This window comes from Synechococcus sp. MIT S9452 (genome assembly GCF_047304245.1).
In the GTDB taxonomy this organism is placed as follows: domain Bacteria; phylum Cyanobacteriota; class Cyanobacteriia; order PCC-6307; family Cyanobiaceae; genus RCC307.
Genome location: NZ_CP138956.1, coordinates 1,687,597 through 1,710,297, shown reverse-complemented (window position 1 = coordinate 1,710,297; position 22,701 = coordinate 1,687,597). Strand labels below are relative to the sequence as shown.

The window sequence follows — 22,701 nt, the reverse complement described above, 5'->3', positions numbered from 1 at the left end:
AGGGTGCTTGGTCCGTTCTTAGCTGGAGTGATCGGCCGCCACCACAACCCGCCATGACCAGCCCCGGTTGGATCGATGAACACCACAACGGGGTGCGCTATGGCCTTGCCGGTGCGGTGCTGCATGAGGAGCAAAGCCCGTTTCAGCGCGTCACGATCATCGACAGCGAGCGCTACGGCAAAGGGCTGCTGCTCGATGGCTGCTGGATGACCGCAGAGCAGCAAGAACGGCACTACCACGAGGCCTTGGTGCATCCGGCCCTCTGCAGCGCTGAGCGCATTGAACGGGTGCTGGTGATCGGCGGCGGTGATGGCGGAACCGCCCGCGAGTGCCTGCGCCATGGGGAGGTGCAGCAGCTGGATTTGGTGGAAATCGATGGCCGCGTGGTGGAGCTCAGCCAGCAGCACCTGCCCAGCATCGGCGGCAGTGCCTGGAGCGATCGGCGGCTGCAGCTCACGATCGGCGATGGCATTGCCTGGGCCGCTAATGCCGCTGACGCGAGCTACGACGTGGTGCTAGTGGATGGCTCCGATCCAGCCGGCCCCGCCGAAGGGCTGTTCAACCGCGCCTTTTTCGAGCATTGCCGCCGCCTGCTGAGGCCTGGCGGTGTGTTCGGCACCCAAAGCGAATCACCGGAAGCCTTCCGCCAGGTGCACCTCGACACGGTTCAACTACTGCGCGAGGTGTTCGGCCATGCCGATCCGCTCTACGGCTGGGTGCCCATGTATCCCAGCGGCTGGTGGAGCTGGACCTTTGCCGCCAATGATTGCGCCCGCTACCGCCAAGCCAAACCAGAACGCGCTGCTGCTGTGGCCGCCAGCTGTGAGATCTGGAGCCCCCGCTGGCAGCGGGGAGGTTTTGATGCAATCCCCGCCGGCATCGAGCGGGCCTTGGAGGCGTAAACGATGACGGCGATCCCCGAGGAGCTGTTCAACCGCGATGGCGCCATCTACATGGGGGCCCAGCGCGATCCAAGCGGCTGCCAGGTGGGCCTGTTTGGAGTGCCCTACGACGGCACCACCTCCTTTCGCCCCGGCACCCGCTTTGGCCCAGCCGCCATTCGCCAAGTAAGCGATGGCCTGGAGACCTACGACCCCCAATTGGATGCGGATCTCGAGGAGATCGCCTTCGCTGATCTCGGCGCTGTTGAGATCTCCTTTGGGGCGCCCGAACCGGTGGTGGAGGCCGTGAAGCAAGCCACCACAGCCGTGCTGGATCTTGGACTCAAACCATTGATGCTGGGCGGCGAGCACTCGATCAGCAGCGGCGCTGTGGCCGCTGTGGCTGAGCGCTACCCGGATCTCGTGCTGCTGCAGCTCGATGCCCATGCCGATCTGCGCGAGAGCTGGCTGGGTGGCCGCCATAGCCATGCCTGCGCCATGCGGCGCTGCTTGGAGGTGTTACCCAGCGGTGAGCTCCTGCAACTCGCCATCCGCAGCGGCACCAAGGAGGAATTTCGGGAATTGTGGCGCGAACAACGGCTGGTGGGGTTACAGCAACTGGCCGCGCGATTGCAGGCCATCCAAGGCCGGCCGCTGTACTTAACCGTGGATCTGGATTGGTTTGATCCCTCGGTGATGCCCGGCACCGGCACTCCCGAGCCGGGCGGCTACCTGTGGGCTGATTTCGCTGAGCTAACGGCTCTGCTGCAGGGGCAAAACCTGGTGGCCGCTGATGTGGTGGAGCTAGCGCCCGGACTCGATGCCAGCGGCTGCAGCAGCGTGCTGGCCGCCAAGGTGGTGCGCAGCCTGCTGATCAGCCTCGCGGCGCCGTAAGGCCGGAGAGCCGCAGCTGCTGGCTATCGGCGGGTTTGACGCCTTGATGCTCGTGATGGCCCCAGTCCGGCAGCTCTGGCGGCTTGGCGGTCCAGTGATGGCAGCTCAAATCCGCCGTCAGATCGGGATGCAGCATCACCCCGCGCAGCCGGCACCAGGAAGCATCCGCTGCCGGATGGCAGTGGCGACAACTGCGGCAGCAGGGCCTAGCTGACATCCACCCATTTGAAGTGGTTTCAACGTAATGACGTCATCAGTGGCGCCAATGGGCCGCACCACAATCCCCAGGTTGTCTACGGGAGACTGAAGCAAATCTGTGGCCCGCCGCGATGCTGCACACCCCCCTATTTGAGCTCTGCCGTGAAGCCGGTGGCCGCATGGTGCCGTTTGCCGGCTGGGAGATGGCGGTGCAATTCGAGGGCCTGATGGCCGAGCACCGGGCTGTGCGGCAACGCTGCGGTGTGTTCGATATCTCCCACATGGGCGTGCTGACCCTCACGGGCTCAAGCGTCAAAGACAAACTCCAGGGTCTGGTGCCCAGCGATCTGCAGCGCATTGGCCCCGGCGAAGCCCAATACACGGTGCTGCTGAATGAAGCCGGTGGCATCCGCGACGACCTGATCGTTTACGACCGCAGCGACACCGAAGTGGTGGTGGTAATCAACGCCGCCTGCGCCGGCAGCGACACCGCCTGGATCAAACAACAACTCGAACCCCAAGGGGTAAGCGTCAGCGACCGCAAGGCGGGTGGCGTGCTGCTGGCACTACAGGGCCCTGAAGCGGTGGGCCGGCTGGAGCAGCTTTGCGGCGAAAGCCTGGCCGGTGTGCCCCGGTTTGGCCACCGCGACCTGACCATCAATGGAGAAACCGTGTTTGCCGCCCGCACCGGCTACACCGGCGAAGACGGCTTTGAGCTGTTGCTTACAGCCAGCGCCGGCCAAGCCCTGTGGCGCCAGCTGCTCGATGGCGGCGTGGCCCCTTGCGGCCTGGGCGCCCGCGACAGCCTGCGCCTGGAGGCGGCCATGCACCTCTATGGCAACGACATGGATGCCAACACCAGCCCGCTGGAATGTGGCCTCGGCTGGCTGGTGCACCTGGAGATGCCGATCGAGTTTGTGGGCCGCGAAGCGCTCGAGCGCCAAACCGCTAAAGGCGTCAGCCGCAAGCTGGTGGGGCTGCAGCTGCAAGGCCGGGCCATCGCCCGCCACGACTACCCGGTGCTGCACAACGGTGAGCCCGTAGGGGTCGTCACCAGCGGCACCTTCTCGCCAACCCTGGAGCACCCGGTCGCCCTGGCTTCGGTGCGGGCGGATCTGGCCAAGCTCGGCAACGAACTGATGGTGGAAATCCGCGGCCGCCAAGAACCAGCGATGGTGGTGAGGCGACCCTTCTACCGGCGGCAGGGGTAGGCACCCGCCGCGTGGGATCATCCGGGGTTACTGACGTTCCCCCACCATGCGCAGCCACTCCTGCGGCGATCTGCGCAGCGATGCCATCGACAGCACCGTTCTGCTCAGCGGCTGGGTGGATCGCCGCCGCGACCATGGCGGGGTGATCTTTATCGACCTGCGTGATCGCAGTGGCACCGTTCAGATCACGGTGGACCCCGATCTGGGCGCCGAGGCCTTCGCCGTTGCTGAACACCTGCGCAATGAAACGGTGCTGCAGGTGGAAGGGCGGGTGCGCGCCCGCCCCGATGAATCCCGCAACGAGCGCTTGGCCACTGGCGAGGTGGAAGTGCTGGCCCAGCGCCTGAAGGTGCTCAATGCCCCCAGCCGCAACCTGCCCTTTGCGGTTTCAGTGCACGACGACGAGCAGGTGCGCGAGGAGCTGCGCCTGCGCCACCGCTACCTGGATCTGCGCCGCGAGCGCATGCGCCGCAACCTCAGCCTGCGGCACCAAACGGTGCAAACCGCCCGCCGCTTCCTCGAAGACGAGGGCTTCATCGAAGTGGAAACCCCGGTGCTGACCCGCTCCACCCCGGAGGGCGCCCGCGACTACTTGGTGCCATCGCGCGTTTGCGGTGGCGAATGGTTTGCCCTGCCCCAATCACCGCAGCTGTTCAAGCAGCTGCTGATGGTGGGCGGACTGGAGCGCTACTACCAAGTGGCCCGCTGCTTCCGCGACGAAGACCTCAGGGCCGATCGCCAGCCGGAATTCACCCAGCTGGACATGGAGATGAGCTTCCTGGATCAAGAGCAGATCCTCGATCTCAATGAGCGCCTGATCGCCCGCATCTGGAAGGTGGTGAAAGGGGTGGAGCTGCCGCTGCCACTGCCGCGCATGACCTGGCATGAGGCCATGGAGCGCTACGGCACCGATCGCCCCGACACCCGCTACGGCATGGAGCTGGTGAGCGTCAGCGACATCGTTGCCGACATGGGCTTCAAGGTGTTCTCCGGCGCGGTTGCCGCTGGTGGCTCGGTCAAGTGCATCACCGTGCCCGGCGGCAATGACAAGGTCAGCAATGTGCGCATCAAGCCCGGTGGTGATGTGTTCAGCGAAGCGCAAAAAGCTGGAGCCGGCGGCTTGGCGTTTATCCGCGTGCGCGACGGCGGTGAGATCGACACCATCGGCGCCATCAAAGACAACCTCAGCGATGAGAAAAAAGCCGAGCTGCTGCAGCGCACCGGCGCCGAGCCGGGGAGCTTGATCCTGTTTGGCGCTGGCGATACCGCCACGGTGAACAAGGCCCTTGATCGGGTGCGCCAATACCTGGCCAAAGAGCTGGAGCTGGTGCCGGCTGAGGCCTGGAACTTCCTCTGGGTGGTGGATTTCCCGATGTTCGAATTCAACGCCGACGAAAACCGGCTCGAAGCGCTGCACCACCCCTTCTGCGCCGCCAATCCCGAGGACCTGGGCGACGATCCAGCCCAATGGAGCGAGCGGCTGCCTCAGGCCCGCGCCCAGGCCTACGACCTGGTGCTCAATGGCCTGGAGCTGGGCGGCGGTTCGCTGCGCATCCACGATGCAGCCCTGCAAAACCAGGTGCTGCAGACCATTGGCCTGGCCCAAGAGGAAGCCCAAGAGCAATTTGGCTTCCTGCTCGAAGCGCTGGAGATGGGCGCCCCGCCCCACGGCGGCATTGCTTTTGGCCTGGATCGGATGGTGATGCTGCTGGCGGGCGAGGAATCGATCCGCGACACCATCGCCTTCCCCAAGACGCAACAGGCCCGCTGCCTGATGACATCAGCCCCAGGCGGTGCCAGCGACAAGCAACTGGAGGAATTGCATGTGGCGAGCACCTGGGTGGAACCGGAAGAAAACTGAATCAGAATTTTCCCCTTGTCGCAGATAAGTCCAAGTTGAGACTGTCCTATGGGAGCGGCCATGACAAACCGTCAGGCCAGTTCCAAACGCCGCTCGACAGCGGACCTCGTGCGCCTGTATCTGCAGGACATCGGCCGCGTCGACCTGCTCAGCCATGAAGAAGAGCTCACCCTCGCCCGGCTTGTCCAAAAGCGAGAGCAGCTTGTGGTGGAGCGCCGCGGCCTTTGCTCAAAACACCCCGACGTCGCCCGCCTGGAGGCTCTTGAGGAGCAACGGCTGCGGGAAACCTCAAAGCTGGGCCATCAACCTTCCCAGAGCCAATGGGCTCAGGCCTGTGGGCTAAGCGCGGCCGAACTACGCGCCCAGGTGCAGGCGGGCAACAAGGCCTGGGCCGAACTGCTGAACATGAGCGCCGGCGATCTGCAGCGGCAACTGCTGCATGGGCGCCGCGCCAAGGAGCGCATGATCCAGGCCAACTTGCGCCTGGTGGTAGCCGTTGCCAAGAAATATCAGCACCGCGGCATGGAGCTGCTCGATCTGGTGCAAGAGGGCACCCTCGGCCTGGAGCGGGGCGTTGAGAAGTACGACCCCACCCGCGGATTCCGCTTCAGCACCTACGCCTACTGGTGGATCCGCCAGGGGATCACCCGCGCCATCGCCACCCAGAGCCGCACGATTCGCTTACCGGTGCACATCACCGAAAAGCTCAACCGCATCAAAAAAGCCCAACGCGACATCGCCAGCCGCCTGGGCCGCACCGCCACCCTCAAGGATCTATCGACAGAACTTCAGCTCTCTGAAGAGGTGGTGCGCCAAACCCTGATGCGGGTGCCGCGCTCGGTGTCCCTCGACACCCGCGTTGGCCGTGACATGGACACCGAACTGGGCGACCTGCTCGAAGACGGCATGCCCACCCCCGAGCAGCGGCTCACCCGCGAAAAGCTCCACGACGATTTGCTCGTGCTGCTCAATGAACTCAGCGGCCGCGAAGCCCGCGTGATCCGGCTGCGCTTCGGGCTCGATGACGACACGCCCCAAACCCTGGCGGAAATTGGCAAAACCCTTGATCTCTCCCGCGAGCGGGTGCGCCAAATCGAATCGCGGGCGCTGCACAAATTGCGCCTGCCCGAACGCCGCGGCCGCGTCCGCGACTACATGGAAGACCTCGATTAGGTCTCCCAGTCCTCCCGCCAACCCACTGCTTCATCTCCAGCCCCAGCCGTCATGGCCCATCTCGCTCCCCCCATCGACATCGGCATCCCCACCAACCAACGCCTGGACATTGCCGAGGGCTTAGGCCGCCTCTTGGCCGACAGCTACGTGCTCTATCTCAAGACCCACGGCTTCCACTGGAACGTGACCGGGCCGATGTTCACCTCGCTGCACACGCTGTTCATGGAGCAGTACACCGAGCTGTGGACAGCTCTCGATGAAATCGCCGAGCGGATTCGCGCCCTCGGCCAGCTGGCTCCAACGGGAGGCCGCCGCTACGCCGAGCTCTCCAGCATTGAGGAGTGCAACGAATCACCGGAAGCCATGGCCATGGTGGCTGAGCTGGTGCGAGGCCATGAAGCCGTGGCCCGCACCGCCCGCGGCGTGCTGCCTCTAGCGGAGGCCGCTGGTGATGGCCCCACCGCTGACCTGCTCAATGCGCGGCTGCAGATCCACGAAAAGACCGCCTGGATGCTGCGGGCACTGCTCGAGGGCTGAGCTCAGCGCTCCAGGGTGCAGTTGATCGCCAGCTCAAACGGCACCGCTGTGTTGGGCAGGCGCAGCAAGTCCGCCGAAAGATCGGCGATGTCTTGCGGTTGGGTCATCGCCTCTGCGGGGATGGCCTGAACGGCCGCGGCCATATCGGTGTTCACCCAGCCCGGGCAAATGGCGGTCACACGGATGCCCGCCTCCCAGCCTTCGTTACGCATGGTTTGGCAGAGCCCAAGCAGGGCAAATTTGCTGGCGGTGTAGGCCGCTAAACGCCCCTTGCTGCGTTTGCCACTCATCGACACCAACAGCTGCAAGCGCCCTTCACCATGGGCCGCCAGCTGCGGCCAGGCCGCCCGCGTCAGCCACCAGGGCCCCATCAAATTCACCGCCATGGTGCGGTTGATCTCCTCTTCTTGACCCGCCTCAAACAGCACTCCAGCCCGGCTGAAGATCCCAGCGCTATGGATCACGCTGTCGAACCCGCCGAAATGGGCGGTGCTGGCTTGCACCCAGGCATTAGCGGCCGCCGGATCCTCGGCGTCATAGGGATGCAGCAGCACCCGATCAGCGCCAGCAACGGCTGGATCCAAGGAGGTGCCAGCTAGGGCTTGCTGGTTTCTGAGCCCCAAGCTGAGCCGGTGGCCATCAGCCAGCAGGCGCTCAGCGATGGCCCGGCCAATCCCGCGGCTGGCGCCACTGATCAAGAGGGTGCGCACGGCGACAAAGCTGGTGGACTGCAGCGGTAAATTGGCATGTTGCCGATCAGCCCATGGCCAAGTTCGTCTTTGTCACCGGCGGAGTTGTCTCCAGCATCGGCAAAGGAATCGTGGCTGCCAGCTTGGGCCGGCTGCTGAAAAGCCGCGGCTACCGGGTGTCCATCCTGAAGCTGGATCCTTACTTGAACGTGGATCCGGGCACCATGAGCCCCTTCCAACACGGTGAGGTATTCGTCACCGAAGACGGCGCCGAGACCGACCTCGACCTGGGCCACTACGAACGTTTCACCGACACCGCCATGTCGCGCTTGAACAGCGTGACCACCGGTTCGGTGTATCAATCGGTCATCAACAAAGAGCGCCGCGGTGACTACAACGGCGGCACCGTGCAGGTGATCCCCCACATCACCGGTGAGATTCGCGATCGCATCCACCGCGTGGCCGCCAACAGCAATGCCGATGTGGTGATCACCGAGATCGGCGGCACCGTCGGTGACATCGAATCGCTGCCCTACCTCGAAGCCATCCGTGAATTCCGCGGCGATGTGGGCCGCAACGACCTGGCCTATGTGCACGTCACCCTGCTGCCGTTCATCGGCACCTCTGGTGAGCTGAAAACCAAGCCAACCCAGCACTCGGTGAAGGAGCTGCGCTCGATCGGCATCCAGCCAGACATCCTCGTGTGCCGCAGCGATCGGCCGATCGATGACGAACTCAAGGCCAAGATCGGCGGCTTCTGCGGCGTGCCCACCCGAGCGGTGGTGCCCTCCCTGGATGCCGACAGCATCTATGCCGTGCCCATCGCCCTGGAGAAAGGCGGGCTCTGCCGCCAGGTGCTCGATGCCCTGAACCTGCAGGACCACGAGAGCGACATGGCCTCCTGGGAAGCGTTGGTGCAGAAGCTGCGCAATCCCGGGCCCGCCGTGAAGGTGGCCCTGGTGGGTAAATACGTGCAACTCAACGACGCCTACCTCTCGGTTGTTGAAGCGCTGCGCCATGCCTGCATCCATTGCGATAGCGCCCTGGATCTGCACTGGATCTGCGCCGAGCAGATCGAAGAAGACGGTGCCGATGGCCTGCTCAAAGGCATGGACGCGGTGGTGGTGCCCGGCGGCTTTGGCAATCGCGGCGTCGACGGCAAGATCGCTGCCATCCGCTGGGCCCGCGAACAGCGTGTGCCCTTCCTGGGCCTTTGCCTGGGCATGCAAACAGCGGTGATCGAGTGGGCCCGCAACACCGCCGGACTGGCGGGGGCCACCAGCGCCGAGCTGGAACCAGCCACCACCCATCCGGTGATTCACCTGCTGCCCGAGCAGCAAGACGTGGTTGATCTGGGCGGCACCATGCGCCTGGGCGTCTACCCCTGCCGGCTCTCACCGGGCACCAAGGCCCATGAGCTCTATGGCGAAGAGGTGGTCTACGAGCGCCACCGCCACCGCTACGAGTTCAACAACGCCTACCGCAATCTGTTCCTGGAATCGGGCTATGAAATCTCCGGCGTTTCGCCCGATGGCCGCTTGGTGGAACTGATCGAACTCAAAGGCCATCCCTATTTCCTCGCCTGCCAGTACCACCCCGAATTCCTCTCGCGGCCGGGCCGACCCCATCCGCTGTTCACCGGCTTGATCCAAGCCGCCAGCCAGCGGCTGCCCCAGTCCCCCAGCGAAGCCATCAGCCAGCGCGCGTGAGCAGCCTGCCGGTGGTGGAAACCTTCCATTCCCTGCAGGGGGAAGGTCTGCATGCCGGCCGCAGCGCCTTCTTCATCCGCCTGGGCGGATGCACGGTGGGCTGCAGCTGGTGCGACACCAAACACTCCTGGCCGCAAACGGCCCACCCGGCCTTAGAGACCCAAGCCCTCGCCGCTGAAGCCGCGGCGGCCCAACAGCAAGGGGCGGCCTTTGTGGTGATCACCGGTGGTGAGCCCCTGCATCACAACCTCGATGGCTTCTGCCAAACCCTCACGGAAATGGCGCCAACATTGCCGCGCCATCTGGAAACCAGCGGTGTGGATCCCTTCAGCGGAAGCTTCAGCTGGATCACCCTGTCTCCCAAAGCCCACAAACCGCCAACGCAAGAGCTGCTGGCTCGCTGCAATGAACTCAAAGCGGTGGTGCATGGGCCCGAGGATTTGGCCTTTGCCGAGGCCATGGCCGCTCAGGCACCGCAAGCGCAATGGTTGCTGCAGCCCGGTTGGGACAGCCCCCAAGGACAGCAGCTGGCCGTTGAGTTTGTGCGCAACCACCCGCTCTGGCGCCTAAGCCTGCAAAGCCACAAATGGCTGGGGGTGCGCTAAGCCGTTGCTATGAGCAGCACCACCATTGCCCTGCTGTCGGGCGGGCTGGATTCCGCCACCGCCGCAGCCTTGGCCAGAGAAGCCGGCCAGCGTGTCATTGGCCTCTCGTTTGACTACGGCCAGCGCCATCAACGGGAGCTCAGGGCGGCCATTGAGGTGGCGCAAGCCCTGGGCCTCGCTGAGCACCACACAATCAATGTCAACTTGGCGGCCTGGGGTGGCTCCTCCCTCACCGACCTGGATCAACCCGTGCCCGATCAAGGCGTGCAAGACGGTGTGATCCCCAGCACCTACGTGCCCGGCCGCAACACGGTGTTCATTGCCCTTGGGCTGAGCCTGGCGGAAGCCAAAGGCGCCGAGCGCCTGGTGCTGGGGGTCAACGCCATCGACTACTCCGGCTATCCCGACTGCCGGCCGGACTACCTCGAGGCCTATCAACGCCTGGCAAATCTTGCGAGCCGCAGCGGCCGCGAAGGCCATGGCACCCAGCTCTGGGCACCGCTGGTGGAGTGGAGCAAAACCAAGATCGTGGAGGAGGCCCTGCGGCTCAACGTGCCAATTGCCAGCACCTGGAGCTGTTACGCCGGCGGGGAGCAGCCCTGCGGCGTCTGCGACAGCTGCCGCATTCGTGATGCCGCCTTACGCGAAGCCGGGCGGCCTGATCTGGCCAGCCGATGAACCCGCTGCCCTGGTGGGAACCCCTGCAGCTCGCAGCGGCCCTGCAGCAGCGCTACGGCCACCAGGGCTTGGTGTGGCTTGATGGCGATGGCACCCAGCGCGGCCGTTATGCCGTGCTGGCGGCTGGCCCCAGCGAGCAGGTGCGCTGCGATGGCTTGCCGAATGATCCGGGAGCCAGCGATCCGTTTGCCACCTTGCAGCAGGCCTTCGCCTGCGGGCCCGGGCACTGGCTCGGCTGGCTCAGCTATGAGGCCGCCGCCTGGAGTGAGCTAGGAACGCACTGGCACCGCCCGCAGATGGCTCAGCTCTGGGCCGGCCATTACGAGGTGGTGATCGAACTAGATCTGCAGCAACGGCAACTGCAGCTGCGCGGTGAAGGCCCGCAACACTTGGAACTGGAGCAATTGCTGCTGGAACCACAACCCAGCCTGGAGGGATGCGATGCAGCGATCCCATTAGCGCGGTGGCAATGGCTCACCAGCAGTGCCGATTACGGCCGCCAAGTGCAGCAGGTGCGCGATTGGATCAGTGCTGGTGATCTGTTCCAGGCCAACCTCACGGCCTGCGCCGAGCAGCAGCTCAACGGCCCAGTGGACCCCCTGGCCCTCTACCGGCGCCTACGCCAGCAGTGCCCAGCTCCCTTTGGTGGGCTGATGCTGGCCAGCCGCGATGAAGGCGTGCTGAGCACATCGCCAGAGCGGTTCCTGCAAGTGAGCGCTGATGGGCTGGTGGAAACCAGACCAATCAAAGGCACCCGGCCCCGCCACAACGATCCGAGCCGCGATGCCGATGCAGCAGCTGAACTTGTGTGCAGCGCCAAAGACCGCGCCGAGAACGTGATGATTGTCGATCTGATGCGCAACGATCTGGGCCGCGTCTGCCGCAGCGGCAGCATCGAGGTTCCCCAATTGGTGGGGCTCGAGAGCTACCGGCAAGTGCATCACCTCACCTCCGTTGTCACGGGCCAACTCAGCGATCCCAATGATCTAGCCGGACTGCTGCGGGCCTGCTGGCCCGGCGGCTCGATCACCGGCGCCCCCAAAATCCGCACCTGCCAGCAACTCAATGCCTTGGAACCTGTAGCGCGCGGTCCCTATTGCGGCAGCTTTTTCCATCGCCGCCCCGATGGCAGCTTCGACAGCAACATCTTGATTCGCAGCCTGTTGCTCAAAGGCTCAACCGTGCGCGTCCACGGCGGTTGCGGCATCGTGGCCGACTCCGACCCAGCACTTGAAACCGAAGAACTGGGATGGAAAGTGCAACCACTGCTGCGGGCCTTGAGTTGAGATGAGCCGCGCCATCGCCTGGGTTGAGCAGCAATGGGGCCATCCCGACAGCTTGGGGGTGCCGGTGAGTGATCGCGGCCTGGGCCTAGCCGATGGGGTGTTTGAAACCCTGCTGATTCGAACAGGAAGACCTCAACTGCTCGAGCAGCATCTGCAGCGCTGGCGGGATGGGGCCGCTTGGCTGCAGCTGCCAAAAACACCGAATCAGGAGCAGGTGGAGCAGTGGATAAATGAAGCCATCAGCCGCAGCGGCATCCGCGATGGAGCCCTGCGAATCAACTGGAGCCGGGGCAGCGGCGGCCGCGGCCTGCAGCCTCCTGCACAAGCACAAGGGCGCTGCTGGGGCAGCTTGTATCCGCACCAACCAAGCTTCCAGCGTGAACAGGTGGTGATCAGCGAGCGGGTGCAGCGCTGGGCCGAGGATCCATTGAAGAGATGCAAAACCCTGGACTACAGCGCCATGGTGCTGGCCCGACTGGAAGCCAGCCAAGCCGGAGCGGGCGATGTGCTGCTGCGCAGCAGCCAAGGCGGTCTTTGCTGCAGCAGTAGCGCCAATCTGCTGGTGCAAGAGGGAGGGCAATGGCTGACGCCGCCGCTGAGTAGCGGCGCCCTACCCGGGGTGATGCGCGCCCGGGGTGTGGCGATGGGGCTGATCCAAGAAGCACGCCTGGGCGACTCGCTGGCTGTTGAGCAACCCGCGCTGCTGCTCAACAGCCTGGATTGCCGTCCCTTGAATCAGATCGCTGAGCCGCTCGCAGAGCCTCTGTTTGTGCAACTTTTGGGTTCAAATTGAACCAATTGATTTATTCAATTTGGAAGAAAAAAGAAAATCAACACTGAAATCAACAGGGCGTGACGATTGACACGGTTTCCCATGGATGCTTGTGCATTGATGGTGGTCCAACAGGTCTTGATCCATGTCTCTGGGCTGCTGCAGCTACAGGAACAACGACGATCGGATGGTGATCCTGCGCTGTTTTGGCAGTGATGGTTTTTATCTCGAGCGCGTCATCTTCCCATTTGAAGTTCTGAACTTTGTGGCTCCACCAGAAGCTGAAGTTGAGATTTGGAGCCATTCGATCGGCAGCCCCGAACTGGTGGCGACCCATCCCATTCGAGAACTCGTCGCCCCAGAACCAGCTGAGTTAGTGAGCAGCAACTAACGCTGCTGCTCAAACGCTGAGGAACTTCTCCACCACGTCTTGGCTGAGCTCGCTGGTGGGGCCACTAGCCACAATTCCGCCGCGCTGCATCGCGTAGTAGCGATCAGCCTGGCGCACGAAATGCAGGTGCTGCTCCACCAGCAGCACACTGATTCCCTGCTCGCGAATGATGCGCCGCACCGCCTGCTCAATGTCTTGAACGATGTTGGGCTGAATGCCTTCGGTGGGTTCATCGAGCAGCAACAGCGACGGCTTGCCCATCAAGGCCCTGGCAATCGCCAATTGCTGCTGTTGCCCGCCACTAAGGTCGCCTCCTTTGCGGGGTAAGAAGTCACGCAAAATTGGAAACAGCTCATAGACAAACGGATCAATCCGTTTCTGACGACCCATCCCACCCGGCCGCGCCTCGAGGCCCAACAGCAGATTTTCCTCAACGGTGAGCTGGGGAATGATTTCGCGCCCCTGGGGCACATAGCCCACACCGGCGCGGGCCCGTTGGTGGGGTGGCTGGCGGTCGAGACACTGCTCAGCAAAGTTGATCTGACCCCTGCGGGGCTTGAGCAAGCCAATGATGCTTTTCAGCAAGGTGGTTTTGCCAACGCCATTGCGGCCGATCAGGCACACCATCTCCCCGGAATTCACGGTGAGGTCGACATCCCGCAGGATGTGGCTCTCGCCGTAGTAGGTGTTCAAAGCGCGAATCTCGAGCTGTTCCATCACATCTCCTCCTGGGTGCCGAGATAAACCTCAATCACTTGGGGGTCCTGCTGGATCTGATCCATGGACCCCTCACACAACACATGGCCTTGATGCAGCACCGTGACCGGGCTGTTGAGCCGGCGAATGAACTCCATGTCGTGCTCAATCACCAACACGGTGTGCTCACCAGCTAACGACTTCAGCAAGTCAGCCGTTAGGTCGGTTTCCTCATCGGTGAGGCCAGCCACCGGTTCATCCACCAGCAGCAAGTCGGGGTCTTGGCCCACCAACATGGCGATCTCGAGCCACTGCTTTTGGCCGTGGGAGAGGGAGCCCGCCAGCCAATCAGCGCGGTTCTGCAGATTGACGATCTCCATCAAGTGATGCACCTGATCACGCTGCTCAGCCGTGAGCCGGCCCAACAACAAACCCAGTGGCTGCTTCGGGCGACTGACCGCCAGAGCCAAGTTCTCTTGAACGCTGAGCTTTTCAAACACCCGCGGGCTTTGAAACTTGCGGCCAATGCCAAGTCGGGCGATGCGGTGCTCACGGGTGCCCACCAACGAGCGCCCCTTGAACACCACCTGACCTTCGGTGGGCTTGGTCTTGCCGGTGATCACATCCAAGAAGGTGGTTTTGCCGGCGCCATTGGGGCCGATCACCGCCCTGAGCTCGCCGCTCTGCAAGCTGAGGTTGAGATCCCGCAGGGCCAGAAAGCCGTCGAAGCTGACGGTGATCTGGCGCAACTCCAACAGAGGAGTCGTCATGGCTGCACCTCCTCATTGCCATCAATTTCAAGCTTGGGATAGGTCGCCAGCCGGCGAACCCAGCCCAACTTTGCGAGCAGATTTTGCGGGCCATCGGTTTTGAACCAACCGATAACGCCCTCCGGCAGCACCGTGACCACCAGGATGAACAAACCGCCCTGGATGAACAGCCAGCCCTGGGGCCAGGCCTCAGACACCAGGCTCTTGGCATACATGATCACAACGGCGCCGAAGATCGCCCCCACGAGCGTGCCGCGGCCGCCCACGGCCACCCAAATCACCATCTCAATGGAGAAGGGAACCGCCATGTATTGCGGCGAAACGATGCCGGACTGCACAGTGAACAGCGCCCCGCCAATGCCGGCCAAACCACCGGCAATGGCAAACACGATGGTCTTGAACAGGGTGGGATTGAAGCCGGTGAAGCGCAGCCGTGGTTCGTCATCACGAATGGCGATCAGCACATCGCCGAAGCGGCCCCGCACCACCCAGCGCACAAACAGCCAAACCAGAAACACCAGCACGCAGGTGAACCAGAAGAAGTACCGCTGCATCTCTGGGGACCCCACCATCTGACCAAACAGCTGGGTCACATCGGTTTTGAGGCCATTGGTGCCATTGATCAGCTTCTGCTGCCCGTTGAAGAAGTTGAAAAACACCAGCAACGCAGCCTGGGTGAGGATCGAGAAGTAGACCCCCTTGATGCGGTTGCGGAACACCATGTTCCCCAGCAGCGCAGCCAACAGTGCTGGCACCAGCCAGATGGCAATCAGCGTGAACAACGGGTTGTGAAACGGCTCCCAGAAAAACGGCAACTGATCAACGCCGTACAAGCTGAAGAACTCAGGGATGCCGTTCGGTTGGCCTGAGGAGCTATTGAGCTGCAAAAACATTGCCGCGCCGTAGCCACCGAGGGCAAAAAAGATCCCCTGACCGAGGCTGAGCAATCCGGTGAAGCCCCAAATCAGGTCAATCCCCAAGGCAACGATGGCCAGCGAGAGGAAGCGGCCAAGCAGGTTGAGGCGAAACACCGGCAAAACCGCCGGAGCAGCAATCACCACCGCCACGATCACCACCCAAAACACCAGCCAGCGCCAGCGCCGTTGTTGAAAGGCTTGGAACATCAGCTCAGGCCTCCACCATGCGTCCCTTCTGCGGGAACAAGCCCGCGGGACGGAACTGCAGGAACACCACGATCAAGGCAAAGACCATCACCTGGGCCATGCTCGTGGTGGCAAAAAACTGAACGGTGCTTTCCAGCGGAGCTGGCATGTCAGGCCAGATCGTGAGCAAGCGTCCAGCGCCGATCAGGTCGGTGAGCAAGCCGATCGCAAAGGAGGCGATCACGGTGCCAAGCAAATTGCCCACACCGCCGAGCACCACCACCATGAAGCAGCCAACGATGTAGGAGGTGCCCACATTCGGGCCCACCGATCCCAGCAACGACACGGCCACGCCAGCGATCCCAGCCAGGCCAGAACCGATGCCAAAGGTCAGCACGTCCACCGTGTCGGTGGGGATGCCGAGGCAGTCACTCATCTGGCGGTTTTGAGTCACCGCGCGAATCCGCATCCCCCAGACGCTGCGATTCAGAAACCAGGTGACCCCCACCACTGCAAGGATCGTGATCACGATGATCACCAGGCGCGGCACCGGGAACGTGAGGTCCATGAATTCGATGCCGCCACGCATCCATTTCGGTGCGGTCACATCCACGTTCCGGGATGTGGCACGGGCAATCTTGCTGATCTGCGAAGCCAGCACGCTGCCGAACAGCACACCAGCAAGAGCCGAAACGCCCCAGCTACCGGCGCGCACCCAACGGCTGCGCGGACCCTGCAAGAGATCCTGGGGCAGCACCAACGGCAGCGAGAAGCCCAGCACCAAGGCCAGCACCACGCCCGCGGCTTGAGCCAAGGGCACGCTGCGCACAAACTGCTGCAGGATCAAGCTCACACCCCAAGTGGCCAACAGGGTTTCGAGGGGATTGCCGTAGAGACGGCGAATCACGGTGCGCTCGAGCAGGATCCCCACCACACCGCTGGTGATGAAGGCAAGCGGGATCGCGACTAAGACGTAGAGGTTGTAAACCGGCTGCAGCGCAGGCAGTTTGAAGATCAGCTGAACCACATAGGTGGTGTAGGCGCCGAGCATGATCAGCTCGCCATGGGCGAGGTTGATCACACCCATCAGGCCGAAGACGATCGCCAGTCCAAGTGCTGCCACCAGCAAAACCGAGCCGATGGCAACCCCGTTGAACAGGCTTTCAAAAAGCAGTTGCACAGAAGTGGGGGGAGACGAGAGCAGCCAATGAAAAGACGAAAGGAGGAGCCCCAACGGGGACTCCTCCAGAGGAATCACTCAAAGGAGTGAGTCAGCCTGAATCAAAGGATCAGAGCTTGTACTTCTCGCCCTTGCTGGGATCGGTCCAGTCGCAAGCAAAGCCTTTGGAGGTGGGCTCGAACTGGTTCCAGGTCTGGGGATCGATGGGGTTGTCGGACTCCTCGATGATTTCGAACTGACCATCCGAGGTGATCTTGCCGATCCGCACGATCTGAGAGATGTGGTGGTTCGGACGCACTTCGATCGGACCTTGGGGAGCGTCGAACTTGACGCCAACCAGGGCTTCACGAACTTTGTCGTCGTCGAAGGTGCCGGCCTTCTCGACCGCCTTCTTCCACAGGTAAACCATGTTGTAGGCGGACTCCTGAGGGTCAGCCACCACACGGTCAGCGCCGTACTTGGCCTTGAAGTCAGCAGCGAACTTCTTGGAGGCCGGGGTGTCGATGGACATCATGTAATTCCAAGCGCCGTAGTGGCCCTCAAGGAACTCAGGTCCAATGGTGCTGATCTCTTCTTCCGCGATGGAGTAGCTCATCACGTAGTAGCCATTGGCAGGGGTGATGCCTGCGTCCTGGATCTGCTTGAAGAAGGCGACGTTCTGGTCACCGTTGAGGGTGTTGATGATCACACCGCCATCGGGCAGAGCCTTCTTGATCTTGGCGATGATCGGAGCCACCTCGGTGTTGCCCAGGGGCAGGTAGTCCTCACCCACCACTTCGCCGCCAAGCGACTTGAGCTGCTCTTTGGTGATGGTGTTGGAGGTACGGGGGAAGACGTAGTCCGAACCGACCAGGAAGAAGGGCTTACCAGCGGCAGGCGAGTTCTTGTACATGAAGAACGTCGCAGGCTCCGACTGCTGGTTCGGAGTTGCACCGGTGTAGAAGATGTTGTTGGAGCACTCCTGGCCCTCGTACTGAATCGGGTAGTAGAGGAAGGCGTTCTTCGACTCGTAGACCGGCAGCATCGCCTTACGGCTCGCCGAGGTCCAACCACCGAAGACCACAGGCACCTGGTCCTGATCGATCAGCTTTTTGGACTTCTCAGCGAAGGTGGGCCAATCAGAGGCACCGTCTTCGACGATGTACTCGATCTTGTACTTTTTGCCGTCGACTTCAACGCCGCCAGCGGCGTTGATCTCATCGATCGCCATTTTCTCGGTATCCACCAGGGTGGACTCAGAGATGGCCATCGTGCCGGTGAGGGAGTGGAGGATACCCACCGTCACGGTGTCGTCGTACTCGACGTTGGAGGCTTGATCACCACCACCGCAAGCGGTAACGCTCAGGCCCAGTGCCGAAGCCGCAGCAGCGGCCATCAGGCGCCGGGAAAGGGAGAACTTCATGAGTCAATCCGAACGGAATGAAGCGGAACGCCGATTGGGCGAATTTCGACAATACGGATCACAAACGGCCTTCTTGTATTGACAGCTACCGTTTTGCTCTTAGTGAGCAAAAGTTGACGCGCCAGGTAGTTGTTGCAACAAAAATCCTTGAACTTCTGCTACGCCTTTCCCGCTGCGCAGGTTGGTGAAACACCAGGGGCGATCGCCTCGCATCGTCACGGTGTCGCGCTCCATCACAGCCAAATCAGCACCCACCAGGGGAGCCAAATCGATCTTGTTGATGACCAATAGATCGGAGCGCGTGATTCCTGGCCCCCCTTTGCGCGGGATCTTGTCGCCGGCGGCCACATCAATCACATAGATGCAAAGGTCCACCAGCTCCGGACTGAAGCTGGCCGCCAAGTTGTCGCCGCCGCTCTCCACCAAAACCAGATCCAAGCCAGGGAAGGCCTGCTCGAGTTCTTCCACCGCAGCGCGGTTTATGGAGCAGTCCTCACGGATAGCGGTATGGGGGCAGCCGCCGGTTTCCACCCCGCGAATGCGCTGCGGCTCCAACGCACCAGCGCGGGTCAAAAACTGGGCATCTTCTTGCGTGTAGATGTCGTTGGTGACCACAGCCAGCTGCAACTGATCCCGCAGGCGGCGGCAGAGCACCTCAACCAGCGCTGTTTTGCCAGACCCCACGGGGCCAGCCACCCCAACCCGCAAACGACTCATGGCGCAGCGTGCACTCACTGCATGTTGGCAAGCCAACGAGGCTCGTAATCTGAATTTCTTCGCTGCGAGGTCATCGACGCCATCACCCTGCTGGCGTTGATCATCTGCGGCCTGGCAGGCGGCTTCATCAACACGGTGGCTGCCAGTGGGGCCACGGTGGTGGTGCCTTCCATGATTGGGCTGGGTTTAGAAGCTGGAGTGGCCAATGGCACCAGCCGGCTGGCCGCCGTGGCAGGCCTGGCCACCGCCACCTGGCGCTTCCATCAAGCCGGTGCCATCCCTTGGCTGCTCACGCTGAAAGCCACCGTGCCGATGGTGGCTGGAGCAATCGCAGGCTCCCTGTTGGCCACAGCCCTCAGCGATCAGTGGATCACCCTGGCCATTGCAGGCTCACTGCTGTTTGTGCTGATCTGCCTGATCACCCAGCCCACCCGGCTGCTGCTGCAAGAGGAGCCCAGCTCCGAGGAAACCGACACCCAGCTCGGGCCGCTCTTCTATTTATTGATGGCTGCCACAGGCTTTTGGGCCGGCTTCATCGCCCTGGGCTCAGGGGTGATGACGCTGCTGGTGTTGGTGCTCGCAGGCGGCATCCCGCTAAAGACCGCCAACATCCTCAAATGCTTTGTGCGCCTGAGCTCCAGCCTGGTGGCCCTGCTGATTTTTGGGCTCAGGGGCGACATCAATTGGCTTTGGGCCCTGCCCCTGGCCCTATCCGGCATGGCCGGAGCCCATCTCGGCGCGAGGCTCGCCCTGGGGGATGGGGCCACGCAATTGATCTTCCGCGCCCTGATTGCCGTGGTGAGTTTGGAAGTGCTGAGCTTCCTCTGGCGCCTTGGACTGCCGCAAAACCTGATGGGGGCGCTGGCCTAAACGGCTCAACTGCGAAACAGGCGGCTGTAAAGCTCAGCGTGTTGGAGCTGGGCCACCCCTGCCCCAACCCCAGAACTCCACAGCTGATGGGGATCCACCCCTGCCAACGCCTTGGCCTGGCCATCAATCACTGGAGCCAGCGCCAGCTGCAAGCGCTGACCTTGGGTGGGGCCTAACGGCACCAAGCGCACAGCAGCGCTGATCTGATTAGCCACCCAACTGAACAGATAGCCCTGGCGCAGGGCCTGAGGCTCAACACCCAAACAACAGCCAGCCCAGCACCAGGCCGCCGGCCAGCTCAAATCCAAGGCGCCATCGGGCAAGGGCCAGCCCAACTCAGCCAGCAGTTGCAACAACGAGCGGCCCATCTGCCGCTGTTGCTGGCGCAACTCCAAGGCTTCGCGCTGCGCCAGCAGCCAACCATCGAGATCGCGCAGCTGCGCCTCAGCTGCGGCATCAGCACCGGTTGGCCACTGCTGCAAGCACTGCTGCATGGGTTCCAGCGCGGCGGTCTCCAGCCGCACCACGCCCAGGCGCAACTCAGCCTCAAGCCAATCGCCCACATCCTGCGGCGATGCGAGCTGGCCCCGTTGCACCAGCACCTCAAGGCCTTCGGAGTAGCTGAACGCGCCCACCGGCAAAGCCGGACTGACCAACTGCAGCAGCGCTAAAGGAGCACTCATGGGTGGTGGTGGTGATCAGCTGAGCCGTAGGCGCCACCCTCGGGGCAAAAGGGCGCCTCTTGCTTCTCGAGTTGCAGCCCCCGTTGGTGCAACATCTGCTCCAACACCGAATCCGCCAGCAAACGCAATTCCTGGGGATGCACCTCCAGGGCCACATGGCGGTTACCCAGGTGATACGCCGCCTGCAGCAGAGCCAACGGCTGAGACGCTCTGACCACCACCACTGGTTCTGGCGCCGCGGCCACCACCACCTGTGGTGTGCCACCGGCATCGGCGAGGCCGCATCCAGGAATCAGCTGCTGACCGCGCGGCAACTGAAGCAACACGGCGCGGCCGTCCTCCAAGTAGCGGCGACCTCGGCAGACACGGCGTTCAGCAGCGCTGAGCGGCAAGCGCGGCAATGTGGCCGATGCAGCACCATCCAACTGCTGCGTCAGCACCATGGGAGTGTCGCCTTGGGCCAAAAGCACGTCCTCTTTGGGTCAGCTTTGCGGCGCGATGGCGCCAATCCGGTCATAACCGCTACCAACCAGACCATGGCCGACACCCCAGACCAAATGCAGCCCTGGCGTGGGTCGGTGAGCTTGCGCTTTGCACCAGCGGCCGATGGCACCACCCAATGGCAGGGGGGAGCCCGTTCACCGCTCAAGCTGCTGCGTCATTTCACAGCCGGCGATGGCCGCTGCGTGATGCCGCTGCTGCACACCGCTGGCGGACTGGTGGGGGGCGATCAGCTCGAGATTGGCCTGCATGCCGCCGCCGGCAGCCGCAGCTTCCTCACCAGCGTGGCGGCCCAAAAGATCTATGGCAGTCGCGGCCGCTCCAGGGTGCAACCGCAGGGACGCTGGGCCCAAATCGCCTTGCAAGCCGAGCTCGAAGCCGGAGCCGATCTGGAATGGCTACCGCAGGAAACCGTGGTGTTTGCAGGAGCCTTGCTGGAGCAACAGCAACGGATCACCCTGGCGCCGGGTGCCAGTTGGCTGGGGGCTGATGTGGTGCGCTTGGGCCGCACAGCCCGCGGCGAAGACCTGGGCGCCGGGCGCTTTTGCAACAGCCTCAGCATTCGCCGCGGTGAGCAGTGGGCTGTGGTGGAGCGGCTCTCCCTGGAGCAAGAGCAACTGCGCCATCCCCATGGCATGGGCGGCGAGCCAGTACTGGGAACGCTGATCTGGATCGCTCCAGAACCCCTGGCCAGTGAGCAGCTCACTGAGCTGTTGGAGGGCGGCAGAGCCGACCGCGGGGGACTCAGCGGCACCATGGCCATCGGGGCACTCGAGCCTGGCCTGATCGCGCGTTACCGCGGCAGCTCCAGCCAAGCGGCCCGCCTCTGGTTCTTTCGCCTGTGGCGTCGCATTCGCGCCGTGCAGGGCCTGAGTGAACCGAGCTGGCCGCGCACCTGGCCCTTTCAAGAAGCCGAGCTTGCCCTCAACCCAGAGCCTGCAACAACAGCCACCACAGCGGCACGCTGAATAGCGCCAGCAGCGTGCTGGCAAACACCAAACCCGCTGCTTCGCTCACATCACGCGACGATGCCTCAGCGATCAGCAACACCGAGATCGCCGTTGGGGTCGCCGCCTGCAACACCAACACATCACGCACCAACAGCGGCTGAGCCGTGATCGCCGCCAGCGTCCACATCACAGCCGGCAGCAACAGCAATTTGACCAGCAGCGCAGGACGCAACACCTGCAGCGCACGAGCGTTGACCTCACCGCTGCGCAGCATCACGCCAAGCCGCATGCCCAGCAGCAACAGGGCCAGCACAATCACGACCCGAGCTGGCCACCACAACCAACTCGCCATCACTGGTGCCAGGGGCGTGAGCTGCAGCAGCACAGCCAAAGCCATGCCTTGCACCGAGGGGCTGCAGGCCAGATGAGCCACCAGGCTGCGGCCTGAGATGCGGGCACCACTGATCAAGGGAGGTCCCAGCGTCCAGGTGATGAGGCTGCCGATGATGTCGTAAATGACGGCAAAGGCCAGGCCAGCCGGCGGCAACAGCGCCAGCACCACCGGCACTCCGAAATAACCGGTGTTCCCCGTAACCGCTCCCAGGCGCGTCACCCCCCAAGGCAACCAGCGATGCCACAGAGACCAGAGCAACAGCAGCAGGCTGCCGCCGATCAAGCCCAAGGTGAGCAGGGCCGCACCAAGCACATCCCAATGCACGCCGGAGCGCAGCACCAACCCGGCAATGCTCAAAGGCACACCGAAGCGCACCAAGGGCGGCGCCAAGCGCTCGGGCCACATCGGGCGGTGCCAACCAAAAAGCAGGCCAAAACCCATGCAGGGCAACAGTTCCAGCATCAGTTGCAGCACTGGGCCTTGGCAAAAAAGTTCAGCGCAAACCTTTACGACTCACGCTTCTTTGCCAGCGTGTCAGAAGCAGCCGCTC

General features: G+C 63.0%; 26 protein-coding genes. 14 read left to right on the top strand and 12 right to left on the bottom strand.

The features are described 5' to 3' along the window. Positions 1-53: 53 nt before the first annotated feature. Both speE and speB read left to right on the top strand, forming a co-directional pair. On the top strand, positions 54-902 hold the full coding sequence (gene speE / locus SIB46_RS09030; RefSeq protein WP_413295819.1) for a polyamine aminopropyltransferase: 849 nt from the start codon (positions 54-56) through the stop codon (positions 900-902). 3 nt (positions 903-905) lie between these two features. Further along, the gene (speB, locus tag SIB46_RS09025) at positions 906-1,775 is read left to right on the top strand and encodes an agmatinase (RefSeq protein WP_413295817.1); all 870 of its coding nucleotides are present in this window, start codon (positions 906-908) and stop codon (positions 1,773-1,775) included. Here the strand turns inward: speB and SIB46_RS09020 are convergent. Continuing rightward, positions 1,756-1,911: a hypothetical protein gene (locus SIB46_RS09020; RefSeq protein WP_413295816.1), complete on the bottom strand. Its 156-nt coding sequence runs from the start codon at positions 1,909-1,911 to the stop codon at positions 1,756-1,758. The genes speB and SIB46_RS09020 overlap by 20 nt on opposite strands. A 193-nt stretch (positions 1,912-2,104) precedes the next feature. Between SIB46_RS09020 and gcvT the strand changes: the two genes are divergently transcribed. From gcvT to SIB46_RS09000, 4 genes are read left to right on the top strand one after another with little or no spacing between them, the layout of a single operon-like run. Continuing rightward, positions 2,105-3,184, top strand: a complete 1,080-nt coding sequence (gcvT, locus tag SIB46_RS09015) for a glycine cleavage system aminomethyltransferase GcvT (protein ID WP_413295815.1) — start codon at positions 2,105-2,107, stop codon at positions 3,182-3,184. A 46-nt stretch (positions 3,185-3,230) separates the two neighbouring features. Further along, a complete protein-coding gene (gene aspS, locus SIB46_RS09010) occupies positions 3,231-5,045 on the top strand; it encodes an aspartate--tRNA ligase (protein ID WP_413295814.1) in 1,815 nt (604 codons plus the stop codon). A 60-nt stretch (positions 5,046-5,105) separates the two neighbouring features. Further along, positions 5,106-6,218, top strand: coding sequence for an RNA polymerase sigma factor, RpoD/SigA family (locus SIB46_RS09005; protein ID WP_413295813.1), 1,113 nt, complete (start codon positions 5,106-5,108; stop codon positions 6,216-6,218). 51 nt (positions 6,219-6,269) lie between these two features. Then, positions 6,270-6,755: a Dps family protein gene (locus tag SIB46_RS09000; RefSeq protein ID WP_413295812.1), complete on the top strand. Its 486-nt coding sequence runs from the start codon at positions 6,270-6,272 to the stop codon at positions 6,753-6,755. A gap of 2 nt (positions 6,756-6,757) precedes the next feature. Here the strand turns inward: SIB46_RS09000 and SIB46_RS08995 are convergent, their stop codons facing one another. Beyond that, positions 6,758-7,465 (bottom strand): SDR family NAD(P)-dependent oxidoreductase, encoded by a 708-nt coding sequence (locus SIB46_RS08995; RefSeq protein WP_413295810.1) that lies wholly within the window; start codon positions 7,463-7,465, stop codon positions 6,758-6,760. Between the two features lie 53 nt (positions 7,466-7,518). Between SIB46_RS08995 and SIB46_RS08990 the strand changes: the two genes are divergently transcribed. The 6 genes from SIB46_RS08990 to SIB46_RS08965 all read left to right on the top strand — a co-directional run bounded on the left by SIB46_RS08990 (position 7,519) and on the right by SIB46_RS08965 (position 12,885). Beyond that, on the top strand, positions 7,519-9,153 hold the full coding sequence (locus tag SIB46_RS08990; protein ID WP_413295809.1) for a CTP synthase: 1,635 nt from the start codon (positions 7,519-7,521) through the stop codon (positions 9,151-9,153). Beyond that, entirely contained in the window at positions 9,150-9,758 is a 609-nt protein-coding gene (locus SIB46_RS08985; protein ID WP_413295808.1) for a 7-carboxy-7-deazaguanine synthase QueE, read from the top strand. The genes SIB46_RS08990 and SIB46_RS08985 overlap by 4 nt, the downstream gene beginning before the upstream one ends. A gap of 9 nt (positions 9,759-9,767) precedes the next feature. After that, the gene (gene queC / locus SIB46_RS08980) at positions 9,768-10,436 is read left to right on the top strand and encodes a 7-cyano-7-deazaguanine synthase QueC (protein ID WP_413295806.1); all 669 of its coding nucleotides are present in this window, start codon (positions 9,768-9,770) and stop codon (positions 10,434-10,436) included. After that, a complete protein-coding gene (locus SIB46_RS08975; RefSeq protein WP_413295805.1) occupies positions 10,433-11,722 on the top strand; it encodes an anthranilate synthase component I family protein in 1,290 nt (429 codons plus the stop codon). Before queC ends, SIB46_RS08975 begins: the two co-directional genes overlap by 4 nt. Position 11,723: 1 nt before the next feature. After that, positions 11,724-12,515 (top strand): aminotransferase class IV, encoded by a 792-nt coding sequence (locus SIB46_RS08970; protein ID WP_413295804.1) that lies wholly within the window; start codon positions 11,724-11,726, stop codon positions 12,513-12,515. A gap of 124 nt (positions 12,516-12,639) precedes the next feature. Then, the gene (locus SIB46_RS08965; RefSeq protein ID WP_413295803.1) at positions 12,640-12,885 is read left to right on the top strand and encodes a DUF1830 domain-containing protein; all 246 of its coding nucleotides are present in this window, start codon (positions 12,640-12,642) and stop codon (positions 12,883-12,885) included. Between the two features lie 9 nt (positions 12,886-12,894). Here SIB46_RS08965 and urtE read toward each other — a convergent pair whose 3' ends face one another. The 7 genes from urtE to SIB46_RS08930 form a co-directional block, all read right to left on the bottom strand. Then, complete coding sequence (urtE, locus tag SIB46_RS08960; RefSeq protein ID WP_413295802.1) at positions 12,895-13,602, bottom strand: urea ABC transporter ATP-binding subunit UrtE; 708 nt, start codon at positions 13,600-13,602, stop codon at positions 12,895-12,897. Continuing rightward, positions 13,602-14,351: an urea ABC transporter ATP-binding protein UrtD gene (urtD, locus tag SIB46_RS08955; RefSeq protein ID WP_413295801.1), complete on the bottom strand. Its 750-nt coding sequence runs from the start codon at positions 14,349-14,351 to the stop codon at positions 13,602-13,604. The genes urtE and urtD overlap by 1 nt, the downstream gene beginning before the upstream one ends. Beyond that, positions 14,348-15,475: an urea ABC transporter permease subunit UrtC gene (urtC, locus tag SIB46_RS08950; protein WP_413295800.1), complete on the bottom strand. Its 1,128-nt coding sequence runs from the start codon at positions 15,473-15,475 to the stop codon at positions 14,348-14,350. Before urtC ends, urtD begins: the two co-directional genes overlap by 4 nt. Positions 15,476-15,479: 4 nt before the next feature. Then, positions 15,480-16,634 (bottom strand): ABC transporter permease subunit, encoded by a 1,155-nt coding sequence (locus SIB46_RS08945; protein ID WP_413295799.1) that lies wholly within the window; start codon positions 16,632-16,634, stop codon positions 15,480-15,482. A gap of 109 nt (positions 16,635-16,743) precedes the next feature. Continuing rightward, on the bottom strand, positions 16,744-18,036 hold the full coding sequence (urtA, locus tag SIB46_RS08940) for an urea ABC transporter substrate-binding protein (RefSeq protein ID WP_413295797.1): 1,293 nt from the start codon (positions 18,034-18,036) through the stop codon (positions 16,744-16,746). A 99-nt stretch (positions 18,037-18,135) separates the two neighbouring features. Next, the gene (gene ureG, locus SIB46_RS08935; RefSeq protein WP_413295796.1) at positions 18,136-18,753 is read right to left on the bottom strand and encodes an urease accessory protein UreG; all 618 of its coding nucleotides are present in this window, start codon (positions 18,751-18,753) and stop codon (positions 18,136-18,138) included. Between the two features lie 14 nt (positions 18,754-18,767). Then, positions 18,768-18,926: a hypothetical protein gene (locus tag SIB46_RS08930; RefSeq protein WP_413297808.1), complete on the bottom strand. Its 159-nt coding sequence runs from the start codon at positions 18,924-18,926 to the stop codon at positions 18,768-18,770. Between SIB46_RS08930 and SIB46_RS08925 the strand changes: the two genes are divergently transcribed. Further along, complete coding sequence (locus tag SIB46_RS08925; protein ID WP_413297751.1) at positions 18,889-19,623, top strand: sulfite exporter TauE/SafE family protein; 735 nt, start codon at positions 18,889-18,891, stop codon at positions 19,621-19,623. The genes SIB46_RS08930 and SIB46_RS08925 overlap by 38 nt on opposite strands. 5 nt (positions 19,624-19,628) lie before the next feature. Here the strand turns inward: SIB46_RS08925 and SIB46_RS08920 are convergent, their stop codons facing one another. Both SIB46_RS08920 and ureE read right to left on the bottom strand, forming a co-directional pair. Beyond that, entirely contained in the window at positions 19,629-20,306 is a 678-nt protein-coding gene (locus SIB46_RS08920; protein ID WP_413295795.1) for an urease accessory protein UreF, read from the bottom strand. Then, a complete protein-coding gene (ureE, locus tag SIB46_RS08915) occupies positions 20,303-20,749 on the bottom strand; it encodes an urease accessory protein UreE (protein ID WP_413295794.1) in 447 nt (148 codons plus the stop codon). Before ureE ends, SIB46_RS08920 begins: the two co-directional genes overlap by 4 nt. A 93-nt stretch (positions 20,750-20,842) precedes the next feature. Here ureE and SIB46_RS08910 point away from each other — a divergent pair, with 93 nt between their 5' ends. After that, positions 20,843-21,775, top strand: coding sequence for an urease accessory protein UreD (locus SIB46_RS08910; RefSeq protein ID WP_413295793.1), 933 nt, complete (start codon positions 20,843-20,845; stop codon positions 21,773-21,775). On the opposite strand, the gene SIB46_RS08905 is transcribed toward SIB46_RS08910, so the two are convergent. Further along, positions 21,732-22,613, bottom strand: a complete 882-nt coding sequence (locus SIB46_RS08905) for an AEC family transporter (protein WP_413295792.1) — start codon at positions 22,611-22,613, stop codon at positions 21,732-21,734. The genes SIB46_RS08910 and SIB46_RS08905 overlap by 44 nt on opposite strands. Positions 22,614-22,701: the final 88 nt, after the last annotated feature.